We start from the raw sequence: 12,553 nt of genomic DNA, 5'->3' as shown, positions 1-12,553 counted from the left end.
CCGAAGGGGGACAAGCTGGAAAAAGGTGACAAACCTCCCTCCTATCACATACTCCGTTCTCGCGGGGTACATACCCAGCTATTGCTGGCTACCTCGGAGAGGGAAAAGGTAGTGACGGAAAAGGGAAGAAATGACGAGGGACGATTGACGAAGGGAATATGAGAGCATAGCGTGACTGGTAATTTAATTAGCCTATTTGAAAATTAGAGAATTAGGAGATGTGTTTGTGAGTTCTGCTAAAAATATGTACTTTTGCCCCCTAAAAACATCAGAATAATGACTACCGCTATCTACAAACACTTCTTTTGGGGTTTTCTCTTTTTAAGCCAGTTTATCTTTGCACAAAAGGGATTGGAGGCGCTTATCATCAGTGATGGGGTACTGCTGAAATGCGACAACAGTAAGTTGCCCCGCGATGGAAGCATCGAACTGCCTCGCACTGTAAACAGAATTGCCAAAGAAGCCTTTAAAGATTGTCTTCCACTGAAATCTATCAGCATTGCGGGAACGGTAACTACTATTGAAGAGGGGGCTTTCTCGGGCTGTACTAACCTTACGAAAGTGGAAATATTGCCTAATTCGGTAACCTACATAGGAGCTCGTGCTTTTGCGAATTGTACTAAACTGTTGATAATATATCTGCCTAATTCGGTTACTAATATAGGGGAAGAAGCGTTTAGAGGATGTTCTTCACTGAAAAAAATAGAGATTCCGGAAAACGTGAGCGAGTTGGGCAATCGGGCTTTTATGGATTGTTGGGGCTTGCAACAGGTGAATTTTCTCGGCGAAAAACTATCGGTGATTTCTTCACAACTCTTCTACCAATGCAAGCAGTTACAGAAGGCGGTGCTCCCTGAAAGCGTGAAAAATATAAGAAGTAGTGCTTTTGCATACTGTGAAAACCTCTCTTCGGTAACATTTCCTAAGCAATTGGAGAGTATAGGTGATGATGCTTTTGAGTATTGCAGACGATTGATAAGCATTGATATCCCTGATAGTGTAGTGTTTGTAGGAGCAAGTGCTTTCAACAGTTGTAGCAGTTTGATGAAGGTGAAACTGCCTTATGGGTTGCGCCATATCCTAAACGATACTTTTTTGGACTGTACGAGTCTTACTGCTGTTGTGATTCCGGATACGGTAGAGAAAATCAATATACAGGCTTTTAAGAATTGTAGTTCGCTAGTGCGGGTGCAGATGCCTTTGGCACTTACCAATATTTATTACGCGGCTTTCTACGGCTGTAAGAGTTTGCAATACATTGATTTGCCTGATGAGGTAAAATATATAGGGGGTTTTGCTTTCGGTGAATGCCAGAATATACAAACGGTAGAACTACCCAAAGCGGTAACCGTAATTGCTTCGAAGGTATTTTACAACTGCACGAACCTCACAGAGGTAAAACTATCGAAGTTTACGACTTCAATAGGGGTGCAGGCGTTTTACGGTTGCGCGAATTTAAAAGAGCTGAATTTGCCGAACACCATAGAAAAGATAGATTTAGGAGCCTTTGAGAATAGTGGACTTATGGAATTACACAGTAAAGCTACAACACCTCCTATTATAAATAAAATAGGCTACCGCGGTAAAGTGGTAGTGCCACATAGGTCACTAAGTTTATACAGAGAAGCGGTAGGGTGGAAAGATTGTGCTTTGGAATAGCGGGAGGAGGACAAGAGGTAAAAGGTAAAAGGTAAAAGATAAAAAATAAAAGGTAAAAGAATGAAGTGGACGGAAAAGATAAAAGGTAAAAGAATGAGGTAGGGAAGAATAAATATTAAAAAAATAATGTGAAAAGTTTGGCGGATTGAAAAATTCGCCGTACTTTTGCCACCCAAAAGCGCACATAAATAGGCGTAATATTACTCACTTATAACACTAATAAGTTATGATTCAATACATTAAAGAGTCTTATGAAGAGCTAACAAACCACGTTACGTGGCCTACTATTTCGGACGCACAGAGAGAAATGGTGGTAGTAGTGGTGTTTTCCATCTTATTTTCATTAGTAATTTGGGGAATGGATTCTTCATTTGAATACCTTATAGGTAAGTATTTTGAATTTATGAAATAAAAACAGCGAGGATGTCTGGATTAATAGAAAAAAAATGGTATGTAATTAAAACCGTTACCGGTCAGGAGAACAAAATAAAGAACTACATAGAGAACGAGACCTCACGATTGGGGTATGCGGACTATGTGGAAGAAGTATTAGTGCCTACTGAAAAGGTGGTTCAGGTGCGCAATGGCAAGAAGACCACTAAGGATAGGGTTCATATGCCCGGTTATGTAATGGTAAAAGTTCACTTAGCAGGTGAGGTAGTGCATATCATTAAGTCTATCCCAGGAGTAGTAGGTTTTTTGAGTGAAACCAAAGGAGGTGACCCACTACCCTTGCGCAAAGCTGATGTAAGCCGTATGCTCGGTCAGGTAGATGAATTGGCTGAGACGGTAGAGACGGTAGCGATTCCGTTTGAAGTAGGTGAAATGGTGAAACTTATAGATGGACCTTTCAACGGCTTTAATGCTACCATAGAGCGCGTGAATGAAGAGAAGCGCAAACTTGAAGTGATGGTAAAAATCTTTGGGCGCAAAACGCCATTAGAGCTAAGCTACACTCAAGTAGAGAAATTGTAACAAAGCCCTCGTAAAAGAGGCATTTAAATAAATTATTAATTATAAACAATGGCAAAAGAAGTTAGTAAAGTAGTTAAACTACAAGCTCGGGGAGGTCAAGCGAATCCTTCGCCACCAATTGGACCCGCATTAGGTGCTGCCGGTGTTAATATTATGGAGTTCTGTAAGCAGTTCAACGCACGTACACAGGACAAACAAGGGAAAGTACTTCCTGTGGTTATCACCGTTTACAAAGACAAGTCATTCGACTTTGTTATCAAGACTGCGCCTGCTGCTGTTCAGCTATTGGAAGCCGCTAAGGTTAAAGGAGGTTCCGGAGAGCCAAACCGTAAGAAAGTAGCAAGTATCACTTGGGAACAAGTGAGAGCAATTGCAGAAGACAAAATGCCGGATTTGAGTGCATTTACAATTGAATCTGCAATGAGTATGGTTGCTGGTACGGCACGTTCAATGGGTATTACAGTAACTGGAGAAAAACCTTTTTAATCGCAAAGCAATATGGCAAAATTAACAAAGAAACACAAAGAAGCTCTTGCAAAAGTTGATAGAAACAAACTCTATTCATTAAAAGAGGCTTCAGCATTACTCAAAGAAATCACTTACACTAAATTTGATGCTTCTGTGGACATTGCAGTGCGTTTAGGGGTAGACCCACGTAAAGCAAACCAAATGGTGCGTGGCGTAGTTACGCTTCCTCACGGAACAGGTAAAGACGTGCGAGTGCTTGCCTTAGTAACTCCAGAGAAAGAAGCAGAAGCTAAAGCTGCTGGAGCTGATTATGTAGGGCTTGATGAATATCTACAAAAGATAAAAGATGGCTGGACAGATGTAGACGTAATCGTTACTATGCCAGCAGTAATGGGTAAGTTAGGTCCTTTAGGACGTGTATTGGGTCCTCGAGGCTTGATGCCAAACCCTAAAACTGGTACCGTTACTATGGAAATCGGGAAAGCTGTACAAGAAGTAAAGTCTGGTAAAATCGACTTCCGCGTAGACAAAACAGGTATCGTTCACGCCTCTATCGGTAAAATATCCTTCACTGCCGATAAGATTGTAGACAACGCCAATGAGTTAATTCAAACATTAATAAAGATGAAGCCTACTGCCGCTAAGGGTGCGTATATGAAATCGATTTATCTTTCATCTACTATGAGCCCAAGTATTGCAGTAGATACTAAAACAGTTTAATTTGTAGTTAAAAACCGAAATTATGACAAGAGAAGAAAAATCATTAGTAATAGATAATTTAACTGCACAGTTAGCTGAGAGTAATGTTATTTATGTAACAGATTTAACTGGTTTGAATGCTCAGGACACAAGCGCATTGCGTCGTGCTTGTTTCAAAGCAAATATCAAATTGGCAGTTGTAAAGAACACTTTGCTTGCCAAAGCAATGGAAGTTTCAGAAAAAGAGTTTGGTGAATTGCCAACTATTCTTAAAGGAAATACCTCATTGATGTATGCTGAAGTAGGGAACGCTCCTGCTAAGCTCATTAAAGAGTTCCGCAAGAAATCAGAGAAACCTATCTTGAAAGGGGCATATGTAGATGCAGCTGTATTTATCGGCGACAATCAATTAGACGCCTTATCAGCTCTCAAATCTAAAAACGAAGTTATTGGTGAAATCATTGGCTTGCTCCAATCACCTGCCAAGAACGTTGTTTCAGCTCTTAAATCAGGAGGAGGTAAATTGGCTGGTATCATCAAGACCTTATCTGAAAAATAAAACTAAACGCACAAAATTATTTTTAAACAATTAAACAAAAACGATAGAAAAATGGCAGATTTAAAAAAATTCGCAGAACAATTAGTAAACTTAACCGTTAAAGAAGTAAACGAGCTTGCACAAATCTTGAAAGATGAGTACGGCATTGAGCCAGCAGCAGCAGCAGTAGCAGTAGCCGCTGGAGGTGCAGTAGCCGGAGGTGCAGCAGAAGCTGGTGCTGAAAAAACAGAATTTGATGTATTCTTGAAATCAGCAGGTGCTAACAAATTAGCGGTTGTTAAATTAGTAAAAGACTTAACTGGTCTTGGACTAAAGGAAGCTAAAGAAGTAGTAGACGGCGCTCCTTCAAAAGTAAAAGAAGGTGTTTCTAAAGAAGAAGCTGAAGGGCTTAAAAAATCTTTAGAAGAAGCTGGTGCAGAAGTAGAATTGAAATAATTTTACTTATAAACCCTATAAGGTTTAGGTCTTTTTCAGTAGGAATTAGACCTAAACCATTTTGTAATTTAAATAATAGGCTATGGAAACTCTATTGAATACAGAAATAGATGACCGTAAACATTCTTTTGAAAAAGAAGATTTTTACTATCAATTAACACCTGATGAGCTAAAGAGTTTAGCGATTGCAGAAGAGCAATCAAAATTAGGAATGATAATGAGTAGTGAAGAAGTACGGAAAGAAGTACGGGAAAGATATGCGAGTAAGTTGGGTAATAGAGGCTAAAAGAAAATATTACGATGCTCTCGACTATTGGGAGAAACACAATGGTTCTTTTGATTATTCATTTAAGATAATACAAGCTGTTGAAGCCTTAGAAGATGAGTTAGTTGAAAACCCTTATTTTTTAGCAGCTTATAGTGAAATTAAGGATTTATATAGAAAATATTTCCTAAATAAAAGGTTTGTAATTTATTATAAAGTATACAAAGAACTTAATGTAATAGAAATAAGAGATTTTAGAAGTAATTATCAAGAACCTTTATTTTAGTAACTTACTTAAAAAAACAACAATACAACAACGATATTATGGCAAGAGATTTGTGCCATATGAACTTTAAAAAAGTTTAGGACTTTGACAAAGTCTTAACTATGATAAACTCACGACTAACGACTTACTACTAACGATTAAACAATAATATTAAAGTAAAGAAAATGCTTACGAATCAAACCGCAAGAGTGAATTTTGCTTCCGTGAAACACGTTCCTGAATATCCTGACTTCTTGGATATTCAAATCAAATCGTTTCAAGAGTTCTTTCAGATGGAGACCAAATCGGAAGACCGAGTGCACGAGGGATTGTATCATACCTTTAAAGAGAACTTTCCTATATCGGACACTCGCAACCAATTCGTATTGGAGTTTCTCGACTATTTCGTAGACCCTCCTCGCTACACTATCCAAGAATGTATAGAACGCGGTCTTACCTATAGTGTGCCTCTGAAAGCCCGATTAAAGCTTTATTGTACTGACCCCGAGCACGAAGATTTTGAAACTATCGTACAAGACGTTTATTTGGGCACAATCCCTTATATGACGGCAAGCGGAACATTCGTTATCAACGGAGCTGAGCGTGTAGTAGTATCGCAGTTACACCGTTCACCAGGGGTATTCTTCGGTCAGTCGTTTCACGCTAATGGTACTAAACTCTACTCCGCACGTATTATTCCTTTCAAAGGTTCGTGGATTGAGTTTGCTACCGATATCAACAACGTGATGTATGCCTATATCGACCGTAAGAAGAAACTCCCTGTTACAACACTCTTCCGTGCGATTGGGTTTGAACGCGATAAAGATATATTGGAAATATTCGACCTTGCAGAAGAAATAAAGGTTTCTAAAACAGGGCTTAAAAAATACATCGGTCGTCGTTTGGCTGCCCGTGTGCTCAACACTTGGCACGAAGACTTCGTAGACGAAGATACCGGAGAGGTAGTATCTATTGAGCGTAATGAGATTATCCTCGACCGCGATACTGTACTCGATGAAGATAACATTCAAGAAATCTTAGAGGCTGATGTAAAGACCATTCTTCTTCACAAAGAAGATAGTCAGGCTACTGATTATACCATTATCCACAATACTTTACAAAAAGACCCTACCAACTCTGAGAAGGAAGCGGTGGAACACATTTACCGACAGTTGCGTAATGCTGAACCACCCGATGAGGAAACTGCTCGCGGTATTATCGACAAGTTGTTCTTCTCAGACCAACGTTACAACTTGGGAGACGTAGGACGTTACCGTATCAACAAAAAATTGGGATTGGATACCCCTATGGAAAAGCAAGTGCTTACCAAAGAGGATATCATCACCATTGTGAAATACTTGATTGAGCTCATCAACTCTAAAGCAGAGGTAGATGATATCGACCACTTGTCTAACCGCCGTGTGCGCACAGTAGGAGAGCAATTGGCAGCTCAGTTTGGCGTAGGTCTTTCTCGTATGTCGCGCACTATTCGCGAACGTATGAACGTACGTGACAACGAGGTATTTACTCCTATCGATTTAATCAATGCGAAGACTCTTTCGTCTGTGATTAACTCGTTCTTTGGTACGAACCAATTATCTCAGTTTATGGATCAAACGAATCCATTGGCTGAGATAACCCACAAGCGCCGTTTGTCCGCCTTAGGGCCTGGAGGTTTGTCGCGTGAGCGTGCGGGTTTCGAGGTGCGAGACGTACACTATACTCACTACGGACGCTTGTGTCCTATTGAAACCCCAGAAGGACCAAATATTGGTTTGATATCTTCGTTGGCGGTATTCTCGAAGGTAAACGGTATGGGCTTTATAGAAACGCCTTACCACAAAGTTACTAATGGGAAGGTAGATCTTAAAGATATGACCTACCTGACTGCCGAAGACGAAGAAGGACTCAAAATTGGTATGGCTAATATCGCATTAGACGATAAAGCTAATATCATTGAGGAAAAAGTGGTTGTAAAAGAAGATGGTGACTTCCCTGTAATTGAACCTAACGAAGTACAATATATAGACGTTGCTCCTAACCAAATCGCTTCTATTTCGGCTTCCCTTATTCCGTTCTTGGAACACGACGACGCGAACCGTGCGTTGATGGGCTCGAATATGATGCGTCAGGCAGTACCTTTGTTAAGACCTGAAGCACCTATCGTAGGAACAGGTTTGGAACGCCGTGTAGCTTCAGATGCCCGTGTGCTTATGAACGCAGAGGGTGATGGTACCGTTGATTATGTAGATGCTGATAAAATCATTATCACTTATGACCGTACTGATGAACAAAAATTGGTAAGCTTTGATGCTGATGAAACAGTATATAACCTTATCAAATTCCAAAAAACAAACCAAGGCACTTGTATCAACCTAAAACCGATAGTTGAAAAAGGTGAGAGAGTGAAAAAAGGTCAGGTGCTGTGTGAAGGTTATGCTACTGAAAACGGAGAGTTAGCACTCGGTCGTAATATGAAGGTAGCGTTTATGCCTTGGAAAGGTTATAACTTTGAGGACGCGATTGTGATTTCGGAACGCGCTGTACGCGAGGATTTATTTACTTCTATCCATATTGATGAATACGCTTTGGAAGTGCGTGATACTAAATTGGGAGCTGAAGAGCTTACCAATGATATCCCTAACGTATCGGAAGATGCGACCAAAGATTTGGACGAATACGGTATGATTCGCATTGGAGCAGAAGTACGCCCAGGAGATATTCTTATCGGTAAGATTACTCCTAAAGGAGAATCAGACCCTACCCCTGAAGAGAAACTTCTCCGTGCTATCTTTGGTGATAAAGCAGGTGATGTGAAAGACGCTTCTCTAAAAGCTTCACCTTCACTTTACGGGGTGGTTATCGACAAGAAATTGTTCTCACGTGCGGTAAAAGACAAACGCAAACGCAGTAAAGATAAAGAAGATGTAGCACAATTAGAAGCTGATTACAACGCTAAGTTTGAAGCTCTTCGCTCTAAATTATTGGAAAAACTATATAGTTTGGTAGCTGAAAAGACTTCGGAAGGAGTAGTGAACGACCTCGGTGAAGAAATTGTGCCTAAAGGTAAGAAATATACTAAGAAAGTGCTTGAAGGTATTGAGGATTATGCTCACCTTACTTCTGCAGGTTGGACTGACGATAAGCACATCAACGGTCTTATAGACGACCTTTTGCACAACTATCGCATTCGTGAAAATGACCTACAAGGAGGATTACGTCGCGATAAATTTACCATTGCTGTGGGTGACGAATTACCTGCAGGTATCCTAAAATTAGCTAAAATTTACGTAGCTAAGAAACGTAAACTAAAAGTAGGAGATAAGATGGCAGGTCGTCACGGTAACAAGGGTATCGTAGCACGTATCGTTCGCGATGAGGATATGCCATTCCTTGAAGACGGAACTCCGGTAGACATCGTGTTGAACCCTCTTGGGGTACCTTCACGTATGAACATCGGTCAGATATACGAAACTGTATTGGGTTGGGCAGGACAAAAGCTCGGCAAGAAGTTTGCAACTCCTATCTTCGATGGAGCATCGCTTGAGCAAATTAATGAGCTTACCGATGAAGCAGGCGTACCGCGTTTCGGTCATACTTACCTATACGATGGTGGTACTGGTGAACGTTTCGACCAAAAAGCCACTGTAGGGGTAATTTATATGATTAAGCTCGGACATATGATTGACGATAAGATGCACGCGCGTTCTATCGGTCCGTACTCACTTATCACCCAACAGCCATTGGGAGGTAAAGCCCAATTTGGTGGACAGCGTTTTGGAGAGATGGAGGTATGGGCATTGGAGGCTTATGGAGCTTCTAGTACCTTACGTGAAATCTTAACTGTAAAATCCGATGACGTAGTAGGTCGTGCCAAAACTTACGAAGCGATTGTAAAAGGTGAGACAATGCCAGAACCAGGCTTACCAGAATCGTTCAACGTATTGATGCACGAGCTTAAAGGTCTTGGATTGGATATTAGACTTGAAGAATAATGATTAATTATTAATGGTTAATAATTAATTGTTGAAATTATAATAAAATTCCAAACTATTGAATGTTCAGTAGTTTGGAATTTTTGTTTTTATATAGGAGTTAGACAGCAAATGGTAGATTATTTACTAGAAATTTAATCCTTTTAAGGCGTCTAATAGTATTTCTACTCTTTGTTTGCAACTCTCGAAGAAAGCATCACTCTTTACAATATCTCTCTCCCAATGTTCAATGGTTAGATTGCTGATGTTTTCATAAAAAGGATACCATTCTGTTTCACGAATAGGAATTCCTTTTTCTTGCAAACGTTGGTGCAAGGTTATTTTATTTTCTTCTGAAAGTTGATACTTTTTGGGGTCATTATATACTCCGTAGTAATAACCTCCTTCTTCAAAATCGAAGCTTATATTTACTTTGTCTTCCCATTCTTTACAACTAAGATAAAAGCTTATATGTGATTCGTGAGCTTCCTCGTAATGGTATTCTAATTCTCTGTCCTTAGCAAAGGTGTCCATTTTAGGGTTAAAATGTGTTTGGGCTAAGTAATTAAATACTTTGGGATAGTTCAGAAAAATGCTTTGTACAGCTTCTAAGTTGCCAAAATCACCTAAAGTTTTTACTATTTCTTCTTGATTTTTGGTGTTCATATCTTGATTTGTGAGTGTTTTTAAATGGTTACTGTACTGAATGAGGGTTTCACGTACTATGGGCAAGCGAGTTGATAGGGTAATACATTGGTCTAACCACTTGATAATAGTATCAGAATAAGAAATGGGTAGGTAGTTCACCCCCTCACCGCTTTGCTCTGAAGCCTTATCTCCCAAGAGTGTAAGATAATAAATCTTATACGCCTTATACTGTTTTTGAGAGTATTGGTTGTAGCGTTTTAATTGTTCGCGTTGGTCAGGTGCGTAGATTTTATTTTCTATGATAAGAGCATTCTTTTGGTCGTCTTCTATGAGGATATCTATACGTCCGTTATCGGTAGTATATTCGGTATAAGCAGTTGCTGTTGAGGGATTGAATGTAGTGGGTATAGAATCTTTGTCGATTAGATTTAAAAAAGCTTCAAGGAAGGATGATTTTAGTGAATGAGAGCCCTTGGGGTTTAGCAATTCGGCAATAATGGCAGAATGGGTATTTTCATAATGATTTACCCCACAGATGCGAAACATATTAAAGCGCCCTCCCGTAGCGTCCAAAAGTTCGTTGTTCTTTTGGGTGATAGTAGCGACTTGCTGTAATAGATTTTTTAGTTCTTTCATCATTATTCCTTTTGGGATACAAAATTAGGAAATTAAAATCAAAATATTGTTTTTCGCTGAAAAAAATGTATATTTGCGCGTTTTCTTTCTAAAAAGAATTATTATGCAACAACTTACTTACATCACTGACGATAATACAGAATATCAACCCTGATTACTTTTTGGGACACTTGGTGAATATAAGGCTCAATGATAACTATTGTCTTAGCTTAGAAACTATTAGCGGATAACGAATATATTTTATAATGATTAGCTATATGCAAAAAAACATACAAGGTTAAGATAATAGTCGGCAGTACAACTCTCTTTGAGTTGATTTTAGAGGAGAGTATGAAATCAATAAAAATATTTAAAATGATACGTAACAAAACACTTATTTTCTTTTTACTCATATTATCTGCTTGTGGCAAACAAGCAGGAGAAGATGAACAGCAGAAGCATCGTAGGTAAACTGTAAAAGGATAACAAACATTTAAATAACAACCGACTATGAAAAAGTTCATAACATTAGTAGCAGCATTTGCCCTTGTGGCTTGCGGAAAGGACAGCAACGGAGGCGGCGGAGAGGATCCGATCGACCCCAGCGTAGTGTACAAAACTTCGGGCGACCTTTTCGGAAAGAACTATGTGGCAAAGGGGACCGTTTTTACGCGAAGGGTAGACAAAGAGATGCCTCTCGCACCCAATTCAGCAGCGATTGCAGCCAAAATGAAATCGCTGGCAACCAATCCTTATGGGGTGATCACCACTATTACTCGTCAGCACTATAATTACACCATAATTATAGTAGATAGTAATGATAAGAACCAGCATTATGCTAATTTTATCCCCGAAGGACACCGTGAGCGAGACGATGCTGACCTCTATAAATACACGGGAGGGCGTCAGCCTATCGTGCACGATGCCAAGCCTGCCGCTGGGAACGATGCGCATATGGCGGTGTACGACGTGGCAACAGGAGTGATGCGTCAGTACTTCGGAGTAACGTATGTGAACAGCGGTGAGTACAAATTTAAAGGCTCGGGCTACTTCATTGCAAAGCCAGGCCTGCGAGGGCTCGCTAAGGACAACTATTGGATGCGCCTTACCAAAGGCGGTAGCTCGGTAGTGGGAATGCTCAATCCGCTGTCGCAGATCGGTATCGAGGAAGTGAGGGCAGGGGAGATCAATCACGCCCTATCGTTCACCATAGCGCACGCCCGTAAAGGCTTTTCGTGGCCTGCGAAGGCTGGCGATGGCGATCTGGACGATGCCGATGCCCCAATGGAAGGGCAATGGTGCCGTATCGACCCGAAAGTGGACTTGGATAAACTCGGATTGGGTCCTATGACCCTGATGATTGCCAAGGCGGTGCAGAAATATGGGGCTTATGCCGCTGATAAGAACGCATTTTGCCACACTTTCACCACCGAGCACGGCATTTATGAGCTTGCGATCCACGGGTTAGACCCTTGGGAACACGATGGGGAGTTTGAGAAGAAGTACGGCAAGTTCGATAACATCAACGACTTCCCTTGGGAGCTCACACAATGGGCACCTGTTGACTGGGGGAAAAAATAAACGTAGGAATCTTTTGGAGCAAATCTTATTTGCCTACAAAGCGGAAGATACTCAAATATTGGCTGAAAAGTTTGATATTTCGGGAGAGTTTTTAGAAGAAATCTATGAAATGTTCGATTTTGTAGAAGATAAAAGCGTATTGCACCTTTTCCCAATAGAAGAAATGGATAAAAAAGAAGGTCGTAGCACGACGGGCGGAGAAAATTAGCAAATTAGCAGATTGGAGAATGAGATAAATGCCAATAATACCAAATAATACCAATAATACCAGAAATAATCAACTTTGCCAAAGGTGCGAGCCGCACAGGCAGCCGTAGCACGGCAGGCGGGGAACAATTAGCAAATGGGGAAAGGTTGAGGAGTTCGGAAGGAAACGGAAAAGTTCGGAAGAAGGAAGGGAGAGTTTTTGG

13 protein-coding genes and 1 pseudogene are annotated in these 12,553 nt (G+C 40.4%); 12 read left to right on the top strand and 2 right to left on the bottom strand.

Annotated features, from left to right (window positions below):
* Nucleotides 1–276 precede the first annotated feature (276 nt).
* The 10 genes from HMPREF9078_RS11140 (at nt 277) to rpoB (ending at nt 9,320) form a co-directional block, all read left to right on the top strand.
* Nucleotides 277–1,659, top strand: a complete 1,383-nt coding sequence (locus HMPREF9078_RS11140; protein WP_009420761.1) for a leucine-rich repeat domain-containing protein — start codon at nt 277–279, stop codon at nt 1,657–1,659.
* Between the two features lie 226 nt (nt 1,660–1,885).
* Complete coding sequence (gene secE / locus HMPREF9078_RS11135) at nt 1,886–2,071, top strand: preprotein translocase subunit SecE (protein WP_002673667.1); 186 nt, start codon at nt 1,886–1,888, stop codon at nt 2,069–2,071.
* Nucleotides 2,072–2,082: 11 nt separating this feature from the next.
* On the top strand, nt 2,083–2,634 hold the full coding sequence (gene nusG / locus HMPREF9078_RS11130) for a transcription termination/antitermination protein NusG (protein WP_002673668.1): 552 nt from the start codon (nt 2,083–2,085) through the stop codon (nt 2,632–2,634).
* Between the two features lie 48 nt (nt 2,635–2,682).
* Nucleotides 2,683–3,120, top strand: a complete 438-nt coding sequence (gene rplK, locus HMPREF9078_RS11125) for a 50S ribosomal protein L11 (protein ID WP_002673669.1) — start codon at nt 2,683–2,685, stop codon at nt 3,118–3,120.
* 12 nt (nt 3,121–3,132) lie between these two features.
* Entirely contained in the window at nt 3,133–3,822 is a 690-nt protein-coding gene (rplA, locus tag HMPREF9078_RS11120; protein WP_002673670.1) for a 50S ribosomal protein L1, read from the top strand.
* 22 nt (nt 3,823–3,844) lie between these two features.
* On the top strand, nt 3,845–4,360 hold the full coding sequence (gene rplJ, locus HMPREF9078_RS11115) for a 50S ribosomal protein L10 (protein ID WP_002673671.1): 516 nt from the start codon (nt 3,845–3,847) through the stop codon (nt 4,358–4,360).
* A gap of 51 nt (nt 4,361–4,411) precedes the next feature.
* Nucleotides 4,412–4,795: a 50S ribosomal protein L7/L12 gene (gene rplL / locus HMPREF9078_RS11110; RefSeq protein WP_002673673.1), complete on the top strand. Its 384-nt coding sequence runs from the start codon at nt 4,412–4,414 to the stop codon at nt 4,793–4,795.
* A gap of 82 nt (nt 4,796–4,877) precedes the next feature.
* The gene (locus HMPREF9078_RS11105) at nt 4,878–5,081 is read left to right on the top strand and encodes a hypothetical protein (protein WP_009420760.1); all 204 of its coding nucleotides are present in this window, start codon (nt 4,878–4,880) and stop codon (nt 5,079–5,081) included.
* Nucleotides 5,053–5,346: a hypothetical protein gene (locus tag HMPREF9078_RS12040; RefSeq protein WP_009420759.1), complete on the top strand. Its 294-nt coding sequence runs from the start codon at nt 5,053–5,055 to the stop codon at nt 5,344–5,346. The genes HMPREF9078_RS11105 and HMPREF9078_RS12040 overlap by 29 nt, the downstream gene beginning before the upstream one ends.
* A 164-nt stretch (nt 5,347–5,510) precedes the next feature.
* Complete coding sequence (gene rpoB, locus HMPREF9078_RS11095) at nt 5,511–9,320, top strand: DNA-directed RNA polymerase subunit beta (protein WP_009411590.1); 3,810 nt, start codon at nt 5,511–5,513, stop codon at nt 9,318–9,320.
* A 126-nt stretch (nt 9,321–9,446) separates the two neighbouring features.
* Here the strand turns inward: rpoB and HMPREF9078_RS11090 are convergent, their stop codons facing one another.
* Nucleotides 9,447–10,583, bottom strand: coding sequence for a PD-(D/E)XK nuclease family protein (locus HMPREF9078_RS11090; protein WP_034543609.1), 1,137 nt, complete (start codon nt 10,581–10,583; stop codon nt 9,447–9,449).
* 669 nt (nt 10,584–11,252) lie between these two features.
* Here HMPREF9078_RS11090 and HMPREF9078_RS11085 point away from each other — a divergent pair.
* Nucleotides 11,253–12,143: a hypothetical protein gene (locus HMPREF9078_RS11085; RefSeq protein WP_232305355.1), complete on the top strand. Its 891-nt coding sequence runs from the start codon at nt 11,253–11,255 to the stop codon at nt 12,141–12,143.
* Nucleotides 12,121–12,348 (top strand): annotated as a pseudogene (locus HMPREF9078_RS11080) (hypothetical protein); the annotation flags it as partial. The gene HMPREF9078_RS11085 and the pseudogene HMPREF9078_RS11080, both read left to right, overlap by 23 nt.
* A 7-nt stretch (nt 12,349–12,355) precedes the next feature.
* On the opposite strand, the gene HMPREF9078_RS12260 reads toward HMPREF9078_RS11080, so the two are convergent.
* Nucleotides 12,356–12,553 (bottom strand): hypothetical protein (locus HMPREF9078_RS12260; RefSeq protein WP_232305353.1); only part of this gene is annotated, 198 nt, incomplete at its 5' end.

The sequence above is a fragment of the Capnocytophaga sp. oral taxon 380 str. F0488 genome (genome assembly GCF_000318255.2).
GTDB classification, from domain to species: domain Bacteria; phylum Bacteroidota; class Bacteroidia; order Flavobacteriales; family Flavobacteriaceae; genus Capnocytophaga; species Capnocytophaga ochracea.
This window is presented reverse-complemented; position numbering and strand designations above follow the sequence as displayed.